The following is an 18979-nucleotide window of genomic DNA, read 5'->3' on the forward strand; positions in this document are numbered from 1 at the left end:
GGCCCCCCCCAGGGGGGGCCCCGCTCCGTTTCGTCGTCCCGGCTTCACCAGGTGGCCCGCACCTGACGGATGATGCGCCGGCGCAACCGCACCCTGCGACTGCCGTCGCGCAGCAGGCTCAGGCGGTCCAACTCCCAGTGTCCGTACTCGGCATGGTCGGTCAGCAGCCGTGTCGCCTCCTTGCGGGAGACCCCGCGCGGTACGTACACGTCGACAAATTCGTATTCCGGCATCGCATCTATTGTGCGGGCTGGGGCCCGGTACGGATAGCGTCTGCACTATGTCTGATGCTGCGCAGCCCACCGCTGCCGAGGTACGCGCCGCCGCCGAGGCGGTCAAGACCGCGCTCGACCGCCACCTGGCCGCGGTCGAACGCAGGACGGGAGAGGACGACCAGGCCGTCTACGAGGCGTTCAACGAGCTGGCCGCGGCCGCCGAGGTCTACGACGAACTGCTCTACGACCGCTACGACGAGGTCACGCCCTTCGAGATCCCCGGTGCGGAGGACTCCCTGCCGCCGTACGCGGGTCCCGAGGAGCCGAGCGCCCTGAGCGTGCTGATCCGCCGCGACTACGCGGTCGCGGAGCCTCAGCGGCTGATGGCGCAGGCGCAGCGGGTGGAGGCGGCGGAGGACGAGGGAACGGTCGCCGAGGTCTCGGCCACCGTGCACGGGGCGCTGGGCATCCTGTTCGGCGAGTTCGAACCGGACGAGATCGCCTCCCGGCACAAGGAGTTCGGCCTCGAGGAGGCCGACTCGACGCTGTGGGTGCTGGCCGCCGACGACCCGGCCGACCCGGGGGAGTGGCTGGAGACGCCGTTCGACCAGCCCGACCCGGGCAGCGTGATCTGCCGCTTCGACGTCAGTTCGGTCTTCGACGACGACGCCGACGACGCCGACGACGATCTTGTGGACGGGCTGGAGGAGGAAGAGCTGGAGCCCCTCGACGCGGATCGCTGACCGGCAGCAGACTGCTTCCGTGACGTACCGACGGCGGCGGCCGCGCAGGGGGACCCTGGGCGGCCGCCGCCGTCCGCGTCAGACCGGGGCCTGCTCGGCGGCCGCCGGGACCTGGGTGCGCAGCAGCACCGGCAGCCGGGTGGTACGAGGCTTCGCCGGGACCTCGGCGACGGCCCGCGGAAGGGCCTGTTCGACGCCGTGCACCACGGAGAGATGGCGCTCGGCCCGGCCGAAGGCCGTGTACACCCAGGGGCGGGAGAGGGCCGGCGCGGCATCTCCGGGCAGCACCACGACCGCCGCGGGCCAGCGGCTGCCCACGGCCTGGTGCGCGGTCAGCGCCCACCCGTGCCGCACGGTGTGCTCCACCCGCTCTCTCGGGACGACCACGGCGCCCTCGGCGCAGGAAAGGTGCAGCCCCTCGGCGTCGGCCGTCACCACCCGGCCCGGCACCGTGCGGCCCGGCACGGGGGAGTAGGCCACCTGGTCGCCGGGGTCGAACCCGCCGAAGCGGCCGGGGCCCGGATTGAGCCGTTCTTTCAGGGCGGCGTTGAGCGCGCGCGTGCCGGCCGCGCCGCCGTGGCCCGGGGTGATCACCACGGCGTCCTCCGGCGCGACCCCGAAGGCCCGCGGCACCGACTCGGCCAGCAGCTGCACGGTCCGGTGCACGGCCTCTCCGGCATCCCGCACCGGCACGATGACGATCTCCTTGCCGGGCGCGTCGACCTGGTTGAGCTCACCGATGCCCACGCCGGAGACAAGCTCGCCGATCGGACCCGGATCGGGGGTCCGCGAGGCGATCTGCGGACTCACCCGCGCCGCCAGCAGGTCGGCGAAGACCCGCCCCGGGCCGGCGGACCAGAGCACACCCGGATCCCCGCTCAGCACCAGCCGGGCCCCGTCCGGCAGCGACTCCGCCAGCATCGCGGCGCTCTCCACGTCGAGTTGCGGCGCGTCGAGCACGACCAGCAGGTCGAGTGCGAAGGCCCCCTCGGCGTCCCGGCCGGGCCCCTCGGCCCCCGAGAGCAGACCGCGGACGGTCACCACCGCCCCGTCGCCCGCGCCGCCCTCCGCGCCGAGGAGGGCCGCGAGCCGGCGCCGTCCGTCGGGCGTGTGGCAGGCGGCGACCGCGCGCAGGCCCAGCGCCCGGGCCGCGGTGAGCAGGGCGGCCGGTTCGGCGCGGGCGGCCTCGCCGCCGGTGTGCAGCACCAGACCGTTTCCGGCGACGGCGCGGATCAGCTCGGCCGCGCTGCCGGTCGCCGCGGCCGCCGCGGGCTCCCACGCCGCGGCGGAGTCCTTCGCGGGCGAGTTGACCACGCGGGCCAGCGCGTCGGCGAGGCTCTCCTCCGCGAGCGCGTAACGCTCCAGTCCGACCAGGACACGGACCGGCCGGCTCTCCTCTTCGGCCTCGTCCTCCTCGCCGCCTTCGGCGTGCGCCCCCGACGCCGGACTCGACGCCGACGCCGACTCTTCGGCGCCCGGCGCGTTCAGGGCGTCCTGGAAGGCGAGGGCCTCGCCCTCGGCGAGGGTGTTCTGGACGGCCGTCTCCGCGTCCGGCACGGACCGGCGGCCGAGGGCCGCGGTGAGCGCCGGCAGGTCCAGGGCGGTGTGACCGGCCACGGCGGCCTGCTCCAGCAGCCACACCGTGACCGCGCGGCCGCGCCGCTCGTCGTCGGGGGCGCAGTCCGGGCCGAGCAGCGCCCGCGCGAACCCGTCGGCCTGTTCGGGACGCACACCGGGGACGCGCAGCAGGTGCCACGGGTCCTCGCGCAGCAGGTGCTCGGCGCCCTCGCCGAGTGCGGCGGCGGTCTGCGGCGCGAGCGCCTCGGGCGCACCGCCGTCGGCCAGCGCGCGCCGCACGCCCTCCACGGCGTCCGGGGCCGGCGCCGCCGGTCCGGCGGCCACCTGCTGCGGGCGGCGCACCGGCTCCGGTGCGGCACGGCCCGGGGCGGCTTGCGGGTCTTCGAAGACGGTGGTGGGCTTCGCGCCCCCCTCCACCGCGCGCACGGCCGCCAGCAGGTCGGCGGCCGTCCCGCTGAGCTTGGCCCCGGCGGCGATGGGCGCGGCCTTCTCGGCCTTCCGCCGCTCGATCCGCTCCCGCTCGAGCTTCTGCGCGGCCAGCTCGGCCTGAGCCTCGGAGACCTGCCCGGCAGCTTCCCCGTCACCGGACTCCGCGCCACCCGAAGCCGCGGCCTCCCCGTCCGCCCCCTCGCCCGCGCTCTCGTCTCCCGCCGCGTCAGCGCCCTCGCCCTCCGCGCCCCCGACCTCGGACCCCCCGGCCTCCCGGCCTTCACTCTCCGTGCCCCCGGCGTCCGGGGCCGCAGCCTCCGTGCCCCCGGCCTCCGCGTGCCCGGCCTCTGTGCCCTCCGGCTCCTCGGCACCCGTCCTTTCGGCGGCTGAGGCGTCGACGGCGGCTGAGGCGGTGGGCGGGTCCGCTGTGCCGGCGGCGTCCGGCATCGCGGGGGCCCCGGTGCTCCGCGGTGTCCCCGGTCCGGTGTTCTCCGTCGTGTCCCGGGGCTCCGGCTCCGTGCTCACAGCGTGCTCCAGTCGTGATCGGGATAGCGGTGCTCGGGCGCCGACACATCGTCGAGCGCCCGGCAGATCTCGTCAGGAAGACTAAGCGCCTCCACTGACAATGCCGCCGTGAGCTGCTGCGCGTTGCGCGCGCCGACGATCGGGGCGGCCACCCCTGGACGGTCGCGGACCCAGGCGAGGGCGACCTGCAGCGGTGTCACCGCGAGCCCGTCCGCGGCGGTCGACACGGCGTCCACGATCCGGCTCGCCGTGTCGTCGAGGTACGGCTCGACGAAGAGCCCGAAGTGGTCCGAGGCGCCCCGCGAGTCCGGCGGCAGGGCGTCGCCGCGGTACTTGCCGGTGAGCACGCCGCGGCCCAGCGGGGAGGAGGGCAGCAGGCCGATGCCCAGGTCCAGCGCGGCCGGCAGCACCTCGCGCTCGATGCCGCGCTGCAGGAGCGAGTACTCCATCTGCGTCGCCGCGAGCCGTGTCCGCGTACCCGGCGCGGAGAGCTGCCAGGTGGCTGCCTTGGCGAGCTGCCAGCCGCAGAAGTTGGAGACGCCGGCGTACCGGGCGCGACCGCTGGCGACGGCGATGTCGAGGGCCTGCAGCGTCTCCTCAAGCGGGGTGTCCGGGTCGAAGGCGTGCACCTGCCACAGGTCGACGTAGTCCGTGCCGAGCCGGGCCAGCGAGGCGTCGAGGGCGGCGAGGAGATGACCGCGCGAACCGTCGAAGCGGCGGTCCGGGTCGGGCACGCTGCCCGCCTTGGTCGAGATGATCAGGTCCCGGCGCGGCACCAGCCCCTCTATGAACCGCCCGAGCAGGTACTCGGCGTCCCCGTCCCCGTACACGTCGGCCGTGTCGACGAGGGTCCCGCCCGCCTCCCAGAACGTCTTCATGACGTCCGCGGCGTCGTGCTCGTCGGTGTCGCGACCCCAGGTCAGGGTGCCGAGCCCGATACGGGACACGCGCAGGCCGGTGCGGCCGAGATGCCTCTGCTCCATGGACGCCGAGATTACTGGCCAGAACTGGGCAGTGGGTTGCCTGTGGACAACCGGATCTCCGGGTCGGGCGGCCCGTTCCGCGCAGGCGGCGGCCCTCGCCGCGCTCCGAGCGGCCCCGGCCGTCCACCGCCGCGCTAAGGTCTGCGCAACAGCGTCGTTACTGATGAGTAAGGGGATCGGCCATGCAGCTCGGGATCAACCTCGGCTACTGGGGTGCCGGAATGGACGGCGACAACCTCGCCGTGGCCCAGGAGGCCGACCGCCTCGGGTACGCCGTCTGCTGGGCGGCCGAGGCCTACGGATCGGACGCGGCCACCGTGCTCACCTGGGTCGCCGCACAGACCGAACGGATCGACGTCGGCTCGGCCATCTTCCAGATCCCGGCACGTCAGCCCGCGATGACCGCGATGACCGCCGCCACCCTCGACTCCCTGTCCGGCGGCCGCTTCCGCCTGGGCCTCGGCGTCTCCGGCCCGCAGGTCTCCGAGGGCTGGTACGGCGTCAAGTTCGACAAGCCGCTGTCCCGCACGCGCGAGTACGTCGAGATCGTCCGCAAGGCCATGACGCGCGAGCGGCTGGCGTACGAGGGCGAGCACTGGACGCTGCCGCTGCCCGGCGGACCGGGCAAGCCGATCAAGCTGACCGTGCACCCGGAGCGCGAGCACATCCCCCTGTACATCGCCGCGATCGGCCCGAAGAACCTGGAGCAGACCGGCGAGATCGCCGACGGGGCACTGCTGATCTTCCCGTCCGCCGACCACCTCGAGGACACCGCGATCACCTATCTGCGGGCCGGCCGCGAGAAGGCCGGCAAGACCCTGGACGGCTTCGACATCTGCCCGACGCTCCCGCTCGCGCTCGGCGAGGACAAGGACGTCGAGCGACTCGCCGACACCTTCCGCCCCTACACCGCGCTGTACGTCGGCGGCATGGGCAGCCGCAAGCAGAACTTCTACAACCAGCTCGCCCGGCGCATGGGCTACGAGCAGGCGGCGGCCGAGATCCAGGACAAGTACCTGGCCGGCGACAAGCAGGGCGCGGCGGCCGCCGTCCCGCACCAGCTGATCGACCAGACCACCCTGCTGGGCTCGGTGGAGCGGATCGCCGACCGTATGAAGGCCTACGCGGCGGCCGGCGTCACCACCCTCACGCTGGCGCCTGCCGGGTTCACCCTGGAGGAGCGCCTCGCCTCGCTGCGGGCGGGCACCCGGGCACTGGAGATCGCCGGTCTCGGATAGCCGCGGAGCGGAAGATTCAGCGGCCGTGGTGGGGGCTCGGGGGTCTTCCCCGCCACGGCCGTCACGGAGAACAACGCGCCGGGGCGTGCGTGGTTACGCTTGCGCGCGGACTCCCGAAATCCCCCGTTCGGCGGAGCCGCCCGGCACAGCTGTTGCACCGTCGCCGTCACCGCATTTGACTCGTTCCTCACGGAATGTCGCGTAATCACGCGCCATGCGGAGAGGTGATCGACGAGTGCTTTCGGCCAAGAGTCTGTTCCAGGAGATCATCGACAACGACCGGTCCTTCGCGCTGTTCTGTTCCATCGCCGCCGGCGGCGAGTCGCAGGGCGGCTGGGAGAACGCCCGGATCGCCGCGCTCGTGCCGCAGAGCGAACGCGATCTCGCCCCCAGGATCGCCCGTCACGGAGCCGACGAGGACAAGCACGGGCGGATCTTCAACGCCCTGATGCGCAGGCGCGGCCTGGACCCCGTGCCCGTGCCGCCGGAGACCGACTACACGATGCTCCTGGAGCGCGGCGGCATCGGTCTCGCCCACGACCGGCTCACCGCGGACAGGCCGCTGAGCGTGCAGGACATCGTCACCTACCTCGCCCACAGCCGGGTCACCGAACAGCGCGCATCCGAGCAGATGGAACTGCTGCGCAGGCACTTCGCCGACCACCCCGACCTCGGCCGCGCGGTGAAGATGATCTCCAACGACGAGGACAACCACCTCGCCTACTGCCACGAGGAACTCCTGCGTTTCGCCCGCGCGGGCCACGGCCGGGTCATCCAGCGCACCCTGCGGGCCTGTGCGCTCGCGGAGATCCGCGTCTACCGGGACGTCAGCCTCGCCGTCATGGACCACATGGGCCGGCTCCTCGGCTGGCCGAGGGCGAAGGCGGCCGTCCTCGCGGCCGGTATCCACGCCGTGTACGCGTGGGAGCGCGTCGCCGGCTGGCGGCGCATGGTGTCCCTGGAGATGCCCGAGCGCCGCGACGCGCTCGGCGGCCCGGCGACCACCGCCGCCGAGTTCGCCTGAGCCGGCCACGGGCCCGGAGCCGGCCGCCCGCCCCGTTCGGCCGCCCGGCCACAGGCAGGCCGGACGGCCGCGCCTACAGCCAGCCGCGCCGCTTGAACAGCCGGAACAGCACCAGTTCCAGCACGCCCATCACCACGATCACCGCCGGGTACGACCACACCCAGTGCAGCTCCGGCATGTGCTCGAAGTTCATGCCGTAGATTCCCGCGATCATCGTGGGCACGGCGGCCATGGCCGCCCACGCCGAGATCTTCCGCATGTCGTCGTTCTGCCGGACGCTCATCTGTGCCAGATGCGCCGAGAGGATGTCCGACACCAGCCGGTCCAGGCCCTCCACGGACTCGTTCACGCGCGTGAGGTGGTCGCTCACGTCCCGGAAGAAGGGACGCGCCTTGTCGTTCACGAACGGCACGCCGGGGCCGGCCGCGCTGGTGCCCGCCAGCCGGGTCAGCGGCGGCCCCAGCGGCCCCGTGGCCCGGCGGAACTCCAGGATCTGCCGTTTGAAGGTGTAGATCCGCGACGCGGTGTTGCGCGAACCGCCCCCGTCCGGCGAGAACACCTCCGTCTCCAGCTCCTCCAGGTCGGTCTGCAGCTCGGTCGCCACGTCCAGGTAGTGGTCCACGGTGGCGTCGGCGATCGCGTACACCACCGACGTCGGCCCCTTGGCGAGCAGTTGCGGCTCGTCCTCCAGCCGCCGGCGCACGGCGGCCAGCGGGGCGCCGTCGCCGTGGCGGACGGTCACCAGGAACGAGTCGCCCAGGAACACCATCACCTCGCCGGAGGAGACGGTGTCGCTCTCCGGCTCGTAGACGACCGGCTTGAACACCAGGAACAGGGAGTCGTCGTAGACCTCCAGCTTGGGCCGCTGGTGGGCCTTCAGCGCGTCCTCGACGGCCAGCGGGTGCAGCCCGAACTCCTGGGAGACGTGGTCGAACTCCTTCTCGGTGGGCTCGTGCAGCCCGATCCACACGAACCCGCCCGCGGAACGCGCCTCGTCCACGGCGTCGGAGAAGTCCTGCGGGCCCTCTGCACGGCGCCCGTCACGGTAGATGGCACAGTCGACGATCACGCGTCGGATTCTCCTCTCACACCCTCGCCGGCACACGCGGGCGTGCGCCTACCCTGGGCCGCATGCCCACGTTGATCCTCGTCCGGCACGGCCGGTCCACCGCCAACACCTCCGGCGTGCTCGCCGGCTGGACGCCGGGAGTCACCCTCGACGAACGCGGCGCCGCACAGGCCGCCGCGCTGCCCGCGCGGCTCGGGGCGCTGCCCCTCGCGGAGGTCGTCGCCAGCCCCCTGGAACGCTGCCAGGAGACGATCCGGCCCCTCCTCGACGCCCGCCCCGGCCTGCGCGCGCACACCGACGAGCGGATCGGGGAGTGCCACTACGGCGACTGGTCCGGCCGCAAACTCGCCGAGCTGATGGACGAGCCGCTGATGGAGGTCGTGCAGACGCACCCCTCTGCCGCCGCGTTCCCCGGCGGCGAGTCCCTGCGGGCCATGCAGACCCGCGCCGCGGAGGCGGTCCGCGAGTGGAACGCGCGCGTGGAACGCGACCACGGCGCCGACGCCGTCTATCTGATGTGCTCGCACGGCGACATCATCAAGTCGCTCGTCGCGGACGCCCTCGGGCTTCATCTCGACCTCTTCCAGCGGATCTCCGTCGAACCGTGTTCCGTCACCGCGATCCGTTACACCAGGCTGCGCCCCTTCCTCGTACGCCTCGGCGACACCGGCGACCTGGCCTCCCTCGCACCGCGCGAGGAGCCGCCGACCGGGGACGCGACCGTCGGGGGCGGTGCGGGCGCACCGTGATCGTCGGCCGCAGTAGGGTGAAGCGGTTCGTGTAGGCGCGCCTACCCGTACGGACGAGCCTCATCCGTCCCCCCGACCCACGACGACCCTCGATTCCCATGGAGATCAGGACGTGTCCCGTCAGGTGTTCCTCTACGACCCCCCGGACCGCTTCGTGGCCGGTACGGTCGGACTGCCCGGGCGCCGTACTTTCTTCCTCCAGGCCACCGCCGGTACCCGGGTGACCAGCGTGGCCCTGGAGAAGACCCAGGTCGCCGCACTCGCCGAGCGCATGGACGAGCTGCTGGACGAGGTCGTCCGGCGCAGCGGCGGCAGCGCCGCGGTACCCGCCGTGTCGCCCGCCGACAACCCCGACACGGCGCCCCTCGACACCCCGATCGAGGAGGAGTTCCGGGTCGGCACCATGGCCCTCGCCTGGGACGGCGAGGAACAGCGCATGATCGTCGAGGCGCAGGCCCTCGTGGAACTCGAGGCGGACTCCGAGGAGGACCTCGCGGAGGCCGAGGAGAAACTCCTGCAGGACGAGGAGAACGGACCGCCGATGCTGCGGGTCCGGCTCAGCGGCTCCCAGGCCAGGGCGTTCGCCAAGCGCGCCCTCGACGTCGTCAACGCCGGCCGTCCGCCGTGCCCGCTGTGCAGCCTGCCGCTCGACCCGGAAGGACATGTATGTCCGCGCCAGAACGGATACCGCCGGGGGGCGTGACGACCACCGACCCCGCCACCGCCGCACTCCTCGCGCACGGTGAGCTCACCGTCCGCGGACGCATCCGTGAGGCCTCGAACGCGGCGCTGTACTGCACCGTCGCCCACGAGGGCCGGGAGGCCGCCTGCGTCTACAAGCCCGTCGCCGGCGAGCGGCCCCTGTGGGACTTCCCCGACGGCACCCTCGCCGGGCGGGAGGTGGCCGCCTACGAGGTCTCCGAGGCCACCGGCTGGGGCCTGGTGCCGCCGACCGTGCTGCGGGAGGGACCGTACGGCGAGGGCATGTGCCAGCTGTGGATCGAGACGGCCCCAGAAGCCGAGCTGCTCGCCCTCGTCGAGGCGCAGGAGCCCGGGCCCGGCTGGAAGGCCGTCGGGTTCGCCGAGGTCGGAGAGGGCCGCACCGCGCTCCTGGTGCACGCCGACGACGAACGGCTCAGGCGGCTCGCCGTCCTCGACGCGGTGATCAACAACGCCGACCGCAAGGGCGGCCATCTGCTGCCCACCGCCGACGGCCGGCTCTACGGCATCGACCACGGCGTCACCTTCAACGCCGAGAACAAGCTGCGCACCCTCCTGTGGGGCTGGGCGGGGGAGCCGCTGACGGGCGAGGCCGTGGACGTGCTCAAGGGCCTCAAGGGCGCCCTGGAGCCGGACGGGCAGCTGGCGGCCGTCCTGAGCGCACTGATCACCCCCGCCGAACTCGACGCCACGCGCGCGCGTACCGAGGCGCTGCTCGCGTCGGGCACCCATCCCGAGCCGACGGGCGAGTGGCCGGCGATCCCCTGGCCTCCCGTGTAGCCGCACCCCGGGGCGTTCCGAGGATTCCCGCCGGAGGGCCGTGCAAGGCACGTCGGCCGGGATCGCACAAGAACGCCTTCCCGGCCATCCGGCCCGCTCCGGTTCGTACCCGCAAGTTCCGTCCGGTTAGGCTCATGACATGCATGCCTGGCCCGCTTCCGAGGTCCCCGCCCTGCCTGGTCAGGGCCGCGACCTGAGGATCCACGACACCGCGACCGGCGGCTTGGTCTCCCTCGCCCCCGGTCCCGTCGCCCGTATCTACGTCTGCGGCATCACGCCGTACGACGCGACCCACATGGGTCACGCGGCGACCTACAACGCGTTCGACCTCGTTCAGCGCGTGTGGCTCGACACCAAGCGGCAGGTTCACTACGTCCAGAACGTGACCGACGTCGACGACCCCCTGCTCGAGCGAGCCGAGCGCGACGGCGTCGACTGGGTCGCCCTGGCCGAGAAGGAGACGGCGCTCTTCCGCGAGGACATGACCGCCCTGCGGATGCTCCCGCCGCGCGACTACATAGGCGCCGTCGAGGCGATACCCGGAATCGTCCCGCTCGTCGAGCGACTGCGGGACGCGGGCGCCGCCTACGAACTCGAGGGCGACGTCTACTTCTCCGTCGAGTCCGACCCGCACTTCGGCGAGGTCTCGAACCTGGACGCGGCGGCCATGCGGCTGCTGTCCGCCGAGCGCGGCGGCGACCCGGACCGCCCGGGCAAGAAGAACCCGCTCGACCCGATGCTGTGGATGGCGGCCCGCGAGGGCGAGCCCAGCTGGGAGGGCGGCTCGCTCGGCCGGGGCCGTCCCGGCTGGCACATCGAGTGCGTGGCCATCGCTCTGGACCACCTCGGGATGGGCTTCGACGTGCAGGGAGGCGGCTCGGACCTCGCCTTCCCGCACCACGAGATGGGCGCCTCCCACGCCCAGGCGCTGACCGGCGAGTTCCCGATGGCCAAGGCGTACGTCCACGCCGGCATGGTCGCCCTCGACGGCGAGAAGATGTCGAAGTCCCGGGGCAACCTCGTCTTCGTCTCCCGGCTGCGGCAGGACGGCGTCGACCCCGCGGCGATCCGGCTCACCCTGCTCGCCCACCACTACCGCGCCGACTGGGAGTGGACCGACCAGGTCCTGGCGGACGCGCAGGCCCGGCTCGCCCGCTGGCGCGCCGCCGTCTCCCGGCCCGACGGGCCGCCCGCCGAGGCGCTGGTCGAGGAGATCCGGGCAGCCCTCGCGAACGACCTCGACGCACCCGCCGCGCTGGCCGCCGTCGACCGCTGGGCCGCGCTCCAGCAGGAGGGGGGCGGCACCGACATCGGCGCCCCCGGAGTCGTGTCCCGTACGGTGGACGCCCTGCTGGGCGTGGCGCTCTGACCGTACGGAAGCCGCCGTCACCTGCGGGAACGGCGACAGGGGCGGTGCGCACCGGCGCACCGCCCCTGTCATCGCCGTACCTCGGCCTCGGCCGGCCCCACAGCTCTCGCTGTTCCGCCGGTTTCAGTCCTCCGACGAATCCCCGTCGTCGGAGGCCTCCTCGCTCGGCCTGTCGCCGGCGGCCTCCTCGCTCGGCTTCGGGGGCCACGGGGGACGGGTCCGCTCCCCGGGGTCGGGCGGGCCGCCGCCGTCCCGCCGCCGCAGATAGCGCTCGAACTCGCGGGCGATCGCCTCGCCCGACGCCTCCGGCAGCTCAGCGGTGTCCCGGGCCTCCTCCAGCGTCTGGACGTACTCGGCGACCTCGGTGTCCTCGGCGGCCAGCTGGTCCACGCCCACCTGCCAGGCGCGCGCGTCCTCCGGCAGCTCGCCCAGGGGGATGCGGACGTCGATCAGGTCCTCCAGGCGGTTGAGGAGGGCCAGCGTCGCCTTCGGGTTCGGCGGCTGCGAGACGTAGTGCGGCACGGCCGCCCAGAGGCTCACCGCGGGCACGCCCGCATGTGTGCACGCCTCCTGGAGGACGCCCACGATGCCCGTGGGGCCCTCGTACTTGGTCTCCTCCAGATCCATCCGCTGCGCCAGGTCCGCGTCGGACGTCGTCCCGCTGATCGGCACCGGACGGGTATGCGGGGTGTCGCCGAGCAGGGCGCCCAGGATGACCACCAGCTCCACGCCCAACTCGTGGGCGAAGCCGAGCAGTTCGTTGCAGAAAGAGCGCCAGCGCATCGACGGCTCGATGCCCCGTACCAGTACCAGGTCGCGGGGCTTGTCACCGCCGACCCGGACCACGGACAGTCTCGTCGTCGGCCAGGTGATCTTGCGCACGCCTGCGTCCAGCCACACCGTCGGACGGTTCACCTGGAAGTCGTAGTAGTCCTCGGCGTCCAGCGCCGCGAACACCTCGCCCTTCCACTCCCGCTCCAGATGCGCGACCGCGGTGGAGGCGGCGTCGCCGGCGTCGTTCCAGCCCTCGAACGCGGCCACCATGACCGGGTCGATCAGCTCGGGAACCCCCTCGAGCTCGATCACCCAGCGCCTCCTTCCGACGTGCCCTCGCTTGACCACCCAACCTTACGGCGTTCTGCGGGGGCGCCCGCAGCCCCCTTGCACGGGGGAGTGAACGGATCACTGCCCCGTTCGCCACCCCTGAACACCCCGGAGCCCGCACCGGGCGGCCGCGCCGGCGCGAGAGGCTCTCGGGAGGCCCGATATCCGGGGGGACCAGGGGGATGGACGCGATCGGCGCGATCGGCGGGATCGGCCGCGACGAACGGGCGTCTGCTGCGGGATCCGAGCGCCCCGCGAACCCGTGACGGCGTCCCGGCCGGACTCACAGCGTGGACCGCAGCCACTGCTCCACACTCGCGATGTGGACGGTCGCCCACGATCTGGCCGCCTCCGCGTCCCGGTCGCGCAGGGCCGCGAGGATCGCCCGGTGCTCCCGCAGGGTGCCGGTGACGGCGTCCTCCTGGGTCAGCCCCCGCCAGATCCGGGCCCGGGTGGTGGGTCCGGACAGCCCGTCGAGAAGCGAGCAGAGCACCGAGTTGCCCGCGCTCTGCACGATGCCGCGGTGGAACTCCAGGTCGCCCGCGACGAGTTCCTCCACCGAGGGCTCCGCGCCGAGTTTGTCCAACTGGGCGTCCAGGGCGTCCAGTTGCTGCTCGCTGATGCGCAGGGCGGCCATCGCCGTCGCGGCGGGCTCAAGTATCCGGCGCACCGCCAGGAACTCCAGGACCGTGTCGTCGCGGTGGAAGTCGACGACGAAACTCAGCGCCTCCAGCAGCAGTTGCGGGTCGAGGCTGGTGACATAGGTGCCGTCGCCCTGCCGCACGTCCAGGATCCGGATCAGCGACAGCGCGCGCACCGCCTCCCGCAGGGAATTGCGGGACAGCCCGAGGTCGGCGGCCAGCTCGCTCTCCTTGGGGAGCCGGTCGCCGGGGCGCAGCGCACCCGAGACGATCATGCCCTTGATCTTCTCGATCGCCTCGTCGGTGACTGCCATGACCGGCCTCGCTCTCGTCCGTCGTCCAGACATCGGATGTATCGTCGCCATTATGAGGCCAGACCGGGGGACTGCCTCCACACCTGCGAAAGGGGCAGCTCCATAGGGGTGGAGCCGCCCCTTCCCTGTTCCGGCCCCGGTACGGAGAGGGCCGTCCCCCGACGCCGGCCCCGGTCAGGGCGGCGGGCCGGCGGAGGGTCGGTGTGCCGTCGGGCAGGTCACTTCTTGTCGAGCAGATCCTGCACCCTGGCGCGGACGTCGTCCGTGGCGAGACCGCGGATCGTCAGCGTCGTACGGCGGCGCAGCACGTCGTCCGGCGTCTCGGCCCACTCGTTGTCGCGGGCGTAGACGACCTGCGCCCAGATCTCCGGGGCGTCCGGGTGGACGCGCGCGCCCAGCTCGGGGTTGTCGTTGGCCAGCCGCGCGATGTCGAAGGCCAGCGAGCCGTAGTGGGTGGCCAGGTGCTTCGCCGTGTCGGCGGCCATGCGCGGGCCGGGCGCCGGGTTGTCGACCAGCAGCCGGTGGGCGACCGCACGCGGGTTGGCGACGCCGGGCAGCGGCAGCTTCTTCGGCAGCGAGGAGATCGGTTCGAAGTCGTCGCCCAGCGGGTGGCCCGGCAGCGCCTCCAGCTTCTGCATGACCGTACGGCCGATGTGCCGGAACGTCGTCCACTTGCCGCCGGCGACGGACAGCATGCCGCCCCTGCCCTCGGTGACGACGGTCTCGCGCTTGGCCTTCGCGGTGTCGCCGGGGCCGCCCGGCAGCACCCGCAGACCGGCGAAGGCGTACGTGATCAGATCACGGTCGAGCTGCTGGTCGCGGATGGAGAACGCGGCCTCGTCGAGTATCTGGGCGGTGTCCTTCTCGGTGACCGAGACGTCCGCCGGGTCGCCCTCGAACTCCTCGTCGGTGGTGCCGAGCAGCAGCATGTCCTCCCAGGGGAGGGCGAAGGTGATGCGGTACTTGTCGATCGGAGTGGCGAGCGCGGCCCGCCAGGGCGCGGTGCGCTTCAGCACCAGGTGCGCGCCCTTGGACAGGCGGATGGACGGCGCCGCGTTCGGGTCCTCCATCTTGCGCAGGTGGTCGACCCACGGTCCGGTCGCGTTGAGCACCAGCCGGGCGTTGACGCCGAACTCGTCGCCGGAGAGACGGTCGCGCAGGTCCGCGCCGGTGACCCGGCCCCTGGTGAAGCGCAGGCCGGACACCTCGGCGTGGTTGAGGACGACCGCCCCCGCCTCGACGGCCGCGCGGACCGTCATCAGCGCCATGCGCGCGTCGTTCATCTGGTCGTCGCCGTACACGGCCACGGCCTTGAGGTTGTCGGTGCGCAGCTCGGGAACGTCCTGCGCGGCCTTGGCCGGGGACAGGAGGTGACCGACGCCGTCGCCGAACGCCGACAGCGCGGAGTAGGCGAAGACGCCCGCCCCGAGCTTCGCCGCGCCGTGCGGCCCGCCCTTGTACACGGGGAGGTAGAACGTGAGCGGGTTCGCCAGGTGGGGGGCCACCTGGCGGGATACCGCACGGCGCTCGAAGTGGTTCTCCGCCACGAGCTTCACCGCGCCGGTCTGCAGGTAGCGCAGACCGCCGTGGAGCAGCTTGGAGGAGGCGGAGGAGGTGGCGCCGGCGAAGTCGCCGGCGTCGACCAGGGCCACCCTGAGGCCGGACTGCGCGGCGTGCCAGGCGGTGGAGATGCCCAGGATGCCGCCGCCGATGACGAGGAGGTCGTACGACGCCTTGGAGAGCTGCTCCCGGGTCTCGGCGCGGCTCGGGTTGGAGCCGGACGCCGGGCGCGTCCCCAGGGCAGGCACGGACTGCAGGGTGGACTGACTGGTCATGTGGGGTTCTTACTCCTCGTCCTCGAGCCAGCCCATGGTCCGCTCGACGGCCTTGAGCCAGCTCTTGTACTCACGGTCGCGGGTCTCCGCGTCCATGCGGGGGGTCCACTCGGCGGCCCGTCGCCAGTTGGCGCGCAGGTCGTCGGTGTTGGTCCAGAAGCCGACGGCGAGGCCGGCGGCGTAGGCGGCGCCGAGGCAGGTCGTCTCGGCGACCATCGGGCGCACCACGGGCGCGTCCAGGAAGTCCGAGAGGGTCTGCATCAGCAGGTTGTTGGAGGTCATGCCGCCGTCGACCTTGAGGGCCGCGAGCTCGACGCCTGAGTCCTTCGTCATGGCGTCGGTGATCTCGCGGGTCTGCCAGGCCGTGGCCTCCAGGACGGCGCGCGCGAGGTGCGCCTTGGTGACGTACCGGGTGAGGCCGGCGATCACACCGCGGGCGTCGGAGCGCCAGTACGGGGCGAACAGTCCGGAGAAGGCCGGCACGAAGTAGGCGCCGCCGTTGTCCTCGACGGAGAGCGCGAGCGTCTCGATCTCGGCGGCGGTGGAGATCAGGCCCATCTGGTCGCGCATCCACTGCACCAGCGAACCGGTGACGGCGATCGAGCCCTCGAGGGCGTAGACCGGCTTCTGGTCGCCGATGCGGTAGCCGACGGTGGTCAGCAGGCCGGAGTACGAGTTGATGATCTTCTCGCCGGTGTTCAGCAGCATGAACGTGCCGGTGCCGTACGTGGACTTGGCCTCGCCCTCCGCGAAGCAGGTCTGGCCGAACAGGGCCGCCTGCTGGTCGCCGAGCGCGGAGGCGACCGGGATGCCGCCGAGCAGGTCGCCGAGCCGGCCGCCGGTGACCTCGCCGTAGACCTCGGCGGAGGAGCGGATCTCCGGCAGCATCGCCAGCGGGACGCCGATGGACTCGGCGATCTTCTCGTCCCACTCCAGGGTGTGCAGGTTCATCAGCATGGTGCGGGAGGCGTTGGTGACGTCGGTGTAGTGCTTGCCGCCGTCGACGCCACCGGTGAGGTTCCAGATGACCCAGGTGTCCATGGTGCCGAAGAGGATGTCGCCCGCCTCGGCGCGCTCGCGCAGGCCCTCGACGTTGTCGAGCAGCCAGCGGGCCTTGGGGCCGGCGAAGTAGGAGGCCAGCGGGAGGCCGGTCTCCCGGCGGAAGCGGTCCTGGCCGACGTTGCGGCCGAGCTCGCGGCAGAGGGCGTCGGTGCGGGTGTCCTGCCAGACGATGGCGTTGTGGACGGGCTGACCGGTGTTCTTGTCCCACAGCAGCGTGGTCTCACGCTGGTTGGTGATGCCGATGGCCTTGATGTCGTCCCGGGTGATGCCGGCCTTCTCGATGGCTCCGGCGACGACTTCCTGGACGTTGGTCCAGATCTCGTTGGCGTCGTGCTCGACCCAGCCCGGCTTCGGGAAGATCTGCTCGTGCTCCTTCTGGTCGACGGAGACGATACGGCCGTCCCGGTCGAAGACGATGCAGCGCGAGGAGGTGGTGCCCTGGTCGATGGCGGCGATGAACGGGCCGGCGGTGTGCGCGTCGGTCACTGAGTGCTCCTGGGGTTTCCGTGGATAAGAGGCTGTCTGTACGGCGCTGCCGAGTACGCGGTGCAGCTGGTGCTCTTAAGCAAAGGCGACGTTGTAGAGGCCTGCAGCGATCGCGCCGCCGATCAGCGGACCGACCACCGGGATCCAGGCGTAGCTCCAGTCGGAGCCGCCCTTGTTGGGCAGGGGCAGGAGGGCGTGCACGATGCGCGGACCGAGGTCGCGGGCCGGGTTGATCGCGTAGCCGGTCGGGCCGCCGAGGGAGAGGCCGATCGACACCACGACGAGCGCGGTGATCAGCGCGCCGAGGTTGCCGAGGCCGTTGCCCTTGTCGTTCAGGCCCTGGGTGAGGACGGCGAGGACCAGCACCACGGTGCCGATGATCTCCGTGGCCAGGTTCTGCCAGACGACCCGGACCTCGGGGCCGGTGGAGAAGACGCCCAGGACCGGGCCGGCGCCCTGCTCCTGTGCCTCGACGGCCTTGACCTTCGTCGACTGCGCGCCCGGACCGCCGACGATCTCCTTGTCGGTGAGGTGCGCGTGGAACTGGCCGTAGTAGGCGACCCAGACCAGGGTGGCGCCGATGGCGGCGCCGAGCAGCTGCCCGGCCCAGTAGACCGGAACGTTGCTCCAGTCGTCGTCCTTGATCGCGAGTGCGAGGGTGACCGCCGGGTTGAGGTGGGCGCCGGAGAGCGGCGCCGAGGTGTAGACAGCCGTCAGAACGGCGAAACCCCACCCGAAGGTGATGGCGAGCCAGCCGGCGTTGCGGGCCTTGGAGGCCTTCAGCGTCACGGCGGCGCAGACGCCGCCGCCGAGCAGGATGAGTATGGCGGTACCGATGGTCTCGCCGATGAAGATGTCGGAGCTGGACACCCGCGACTCCTTTGTCCTTCGTCCAGGGAAGCCGAACCCCGGGTCCCGCCGGGGGTTCGAGCGCCCTCGGGGATGAGAGCGATGCCGGCCTTTGGCGTTGTCACACTCTAGCGCGTATTGCCGTTAGGTGTTCGACAATGTCGACCGATGGACGGGAGTCTTGCCCGGCGGTTACGTGTGCGTCAAGAGTGCCGTTATCGAAAACGCGATCGTTATTGATCGCTGTGAGTTATCGATCTTCGCGTGGGTGCGCACATACTCGCCCCCGATGTCTGCTTCGGGCAGCTATTGCAGGGTATGGCGAAGGCCGGAACGTCATCGGACGTCCCGGCCAGGTCTCACGCACTTCTCAGGAGCGGCGGCCGCCCCGCGGCTCAGAAACGCCCGCCGCCGAGGTCCCTGGAGACCGCGCGGGCGCAGTCGCGCACCGCGGCGATCAGCTCCGGCCGCAGCTCGCCGTCCCGGCCCAGCCGCTCCACGGCGCCGGTGACGCCGACCGCGCCGACGGGCATGCGCCGCCGGTCGTGGATGGGCGCGGCGATGGAGGCGACGCCCTCCCAGGTCTCCTCGACGTCCGCCGCGTACCCGCGCGCGCGGGTCATGTCGAGGATGTGCTCGAACGCTTCCGCGTCGCACACCGTGCGGTCCGTGTAGGCCTTGCGCTCGGCCTCCAGGGCCTCGCTGTGCGCGACCGGGTCGTAGGCCGACAGCACCTTGCCGAGGGCTGTGGAGTGCAGCGGCTGCATGGCCCCGATCTCCAGCACCTGCCGGCTGTCGTCCGGCCGGAAGACGTGGTGCACGATCAGCACGCCCTGCTGGTGCAGCACCCCCAGGTGCACGCTCTCGCCGCTGGACCGGGCGAGGTCGTCCGTCCAGACCAGGGCACGCGCGCGTAGCTCGTGCACGTCCAGGTAGGTGGTGCCCAGGCGCAGCAGCTCGGCGCCCAGCTGATAGCGCCCGGAGGCGTCGTCCTGCTCGACGAAGCCCTCCTGCTGGAGGGTGCGCAGGATGCCGTGGGCGGTGCCCTTGGCCAGGCCCGTGGACGAGGCGATGTCCGACAGGCCCAGTCGCCGCTCGCCGCCCGCGAGCAGCCGCAGCATCGCGGCCGCACGTTCGACCGACTGGATGTTCCGCGCCATCGCCCTCCCGCCTCCGTCCCCATCGGACCGCCTGCAGGCGGCATCTGCTGCCGCCGTTCGGCAATGTCGAACACTACCGGTCCATGCCGACCTCCCGCCAATGGTC

General features: G+C 72.4%; 17 protein-coding genes. 7 read left to right on the forward strand and 10 right to left on the reverse strand.

Annotation, left to right across the window (positions count from 1 at the left end; translation table 11 throughout):
- Positions 1-44: 44 nt before the first annotated feature.
- The gene (locus ACN6LD_RS37515) at positions 45-233 is read right to left on the reverse strand and encodes a DUF5703 family protein (protein ID WP_014671721.1); all 189 of its coding nucleotides are present in this window, start codon (positions 231-233) and stop codon (positions 45-47) included.
- 47 nt (positions 234-280) lie between these two features.
- Here ACN6LD_RS37515 and ACN6LD_RS37520 point away from each other — a divergent pair, with 47 nt between their 5' ends.
- Positions 281-958 (forward strand): hypothetical protein, encoded by a 678-nt coding sequence (locus tag ACN6LD_RS37520; protein ID WP_319187146.1) that lies wholly within the window; start codon positions 281-283, stop codon positions 956-958.
- Between the two features lie 78 nt (positions 959-1036).
- Here ACN6LD_RS37520 and ACN6LD_RS37525 read toward each other — a convergent pair whose 3' ends face one another.
- Together ACN6LD_RS37525 and ACN6LD_RS37530 are read right to left on the reverse strand one after the other, a co-directional pair.
- Positions 1037-3490 carry a helix-hairpin-helix domain-containing protein gene (locus ACN6LD_RS37525; protein WP_445045498.1) on the reverse strand — a complete coding sequence of 818 codons (2454 nt, stop codon included), beginning with the start codon at positions 3488-3490 and terminating at the stop codon, positions 1037-1039.
- On the reverse strand, positions 3487-4473 hold the full coding sequence (locus ACN6LD_RS37530) for an aldo/keto reductase (RefSeq protein WP_319192749.1): 987 nt from the start codon (positions 4471-4473) through the stop codon (positions 3487-3489). The genes ACN6LD_RS37525 and ACN6LD_RS37530 overlap by 4 nt, the downstream gene beginning before the upstream one ends.
- A gap of 182 nt (positions 4474-4655) precedes the next feature.
- Between ACN6LD_RS37530 and ACN6LD_RS37535 the strand changes: the two genes are divergently transcribed.
- Both ACN6LD_RS37535 and ACN6LD_RS37540 read left to right on the forward strand, forming a co-directional pair.
- Positions 4656-5711 carry an LLM class F420-dependent oxidoreductase gene (locus ACN6LD_RS37535; protein ID WP_445045499.1) on the forward strand — a complete coding sequence of 352 codons (1056 nt, stop codon included), beginning with the start codon at positions 4656-4658 and terminating at the stop codon, positions 5709-5711.
- Positions 5712-5946: 235 nt separating this feature from the next.
- The gene (locus ACN6LD_RS37540) at positions 5947-6735 is read left to right on the forward strand and encodes a ferritin-like domain-containing protein (RefSeq protein ID WP_319192751.1); all 789 of its coding nucleotides are present in this window, start codon (positions 5947-5949) and stop codon (positions 6733-6735) included.
- A 73-nt stretch (positions 6736-6808) separates the two neighbouring features.
- Here the strand turns inward: ACN6LD_RS37540 and corA are convergent, their stop codons facing one another.
- Entirely contained in the window at positions 6809-7804 is a 996-nt protein-coding gene (corA, locus tag ACN6LD_RS37545) for a magnesium/cobalt transporter CorA (RefSeq protein WP_319192752.1), read from the reverse strand.
- A gap of 62 nt (positions 7805-7866) precedes the next feature.
- Here corA and ACN6LD_RS37550 point away from each other — a divergent pair, with 62 nt between their 5' ends.
- From ACN6LD_RS37550 to mshC, 4 genes are all read left to right on the forward strand, one after another.
- Positions 7867-8553, forward strand: a complete 687-nt coding sequence (locus ACN6LD_RS37550) for a histidine phosphatase family protein (RefSeq protein WP_319192753.1) — start codon at positions 7867-7869, stop codon at positions 8551-8553.
- A gap of 112 nt (positions 8554-8665) precedes the next feature.
- Entirely contained in the window at positions 8666-9256 is a 591-nt protein-coding gene (locus ACN6LD_RS37555; RefSeq protein ID WP_319192754.1) for a DUF3090 domain-containing protein, read from the forward strand.
- On the forward strand, positions 9220-10053 hold the full coding sequence (locus tag ACN6LD_RS37560) for an SCO1664 family protein (RefSeq protein ID WP_445045500.1): 834 nt from the start codon (positions 9220-9222) through the stop codon (positions 10051-10053). Before ACN6LD_RS37555 ends, ACN6LD_RS37560 begins: the two co-directional genes overlap by 37 nt.
- 139 nt (positions 10054-10192) lie before the next feature.
- Positions 10193-11422 carry a cysteine--1-D-myo-inosityl 2-amino-2-deoxy-alpha-D-glucopyranoside ligase gene (mshC, locus tag ACN6LD_RS37565; protein WP_445045501.1) on the forward strand — a complete coding sequence of 410 codons (1230 nt, stop codon included), beginning with the start codon at positions 10193-10195 and terminating at the stop codon, positions 11420-11422.
- 123 nt (positions 11423-11545) lie between these two features.
- Here mshC and ACN6LD_RS37570 read toward each other — a convergent pair whose 3' ends face one another.
- The 6 genes from ACN6LD_RS37570 to ACN6LD_RS37595 form a co-directional block, all read right to left on the reverse strand.
- On the reverse strand, positions 11546-12508 hold the full coding sequence (locus ACN6LD_RS37570; protein ID WP_445045502.1) for a PAC2 family protein: 963 nt from the start codon (positions 12506-12508) through the stop codon (positions 11546-11548).
- A gap of 301 nt (positions 12509-12809) precedes the next feature.
- Entirely contained in the window at positions 12810-13481 is a 672-nt protein-coding gene (locus tag ACN6LD_RS37575) for a FadR/GntR family transcriptional regulator (RefSeq protein WP_171396276.1), read from the reverse strand.
- A 218-nt stretch (positions 13482-13699) separates the two neighbouring features.
- Positions 13700-15316, reverse strand: a complete 1617-nt coding sequence (locus ACN6LD_RS37580; RefSeq protein WP_319192758.1) for a glycerol-3-phosphate dehydrogenase/oxidase — start codon at positions 15314-15316, stop codon at positions 13700-13702.
- 9 nt (positions 15317-15325) lie between these two features.
- Positions 15326-16864, reverse strand: coding sequence for a glycerol kinase GlpK (gene glpK, locus ACN6LD_RS37585; RefSeq protein ID WP_319192759.1), 1539 nt, complete (start codon positions 16862-16864; stop codon positions 15326-15328).
- Positions 16865-16939: 75 nt separating this feature from the next.
- The gene (locus ACN6LD_RS37590) at positions 16940-17734 is read right to left on the reverse strand and encodes an MIP/aquaporin family protein (RefSeq protein WP_057579640.1); all 795 of its coding nucleotides are present in this window, start codon (positions 17732-17734) and stop codon (positions 16940-16942) included.
- Positions 17735-18108: 374 nt separating this feature from the next.
- Positions 18109-18873 (reverse strand): IclR family transcriptional regulator, encoded by a 765-nt coding sequence (locus tag ACN6LD_RS37595; RefSeq protein WP_057579638.1) that lies wholly within the window; start codon positions 18871-18873, stop codon positions 18109-18111.
- Positions 18874-18979 lie beyond the last annotated feature (106 nt).

It is taken from the genome of Streptomyces sp. SAS_272 (assembly GCF_052543235.1).

Coding starts and splice junctions, on each gene's coding strand:
- ACN6LD_RS37515 (WP_014671721.1), bottom strand. CDS start 233: ATGCCGGAATACGAATTTGTCGACGTGTACGTACCGCGCGGGGTCTCC.
- ACN6LD_RS37520 (WP_319187146.1), top strand. CDS start 281: ATGTCTGATGCTGCGCAGCCCACCGCTGCCGAGGTACGCGCCGCCGCC.
- ACN6LD_RS37530 (WP_319192749.1), bottom strand. CDS start 4,473: ATGGAGCAGAGGCATCTCGGCCGCACCGGCCTGCGCGTGTCCCGTATC.
- ACN6LD_RS37535 (WP_445045499.1), top strand. CDS start 4,656: ATGCAGCTCGGGATCAACCTCGGCTACTGGGGTGCCGGAATGGACGGC.
- ACN6LD_RS37550 (WP_319192753.1), top strand. CDS start 7,867: ATGCCCACGTTGATCCTCGTCCGGCACGGCCGGTCCACCGCCAACACC.
- ACN6LD_RS37560 (WP_445045500.1), top strand. CDS start 9,220: ATGTCCGCGCCAGAACGGATACCGCCGGGGGGCGTGACGACCACCGAC.
- mshC (WP_445045501.1), top strand. CDS start 10,193: ATGCATGCCTGGCCCGCTTCCGAGGTCCCCGCCCTGCCTGGTCAGGGC.
- ACN6LD_RS37575 (WP_171396276.1), bottom strand. CDS start 13,481: ATGGCAGTCACCGACGAGGCGATCGAGAAGATCAAGGGCATGATCGTC.
- ACN6LD_RS37580 (WP_319192758.1), bottom strand. CDS start 15,316: ATGACCAGTCAGTCCACCCTGCAGTCCGTGCCTGCCCTGGGGACGCGC.
- ACN6LD_RS37595 (WP_057579638.1), bottom strand. CDS start 18,873: ATGGCGCGGAACATCCAGTCGGTCGAACGTGCGGCCGCGATGCTGCGG.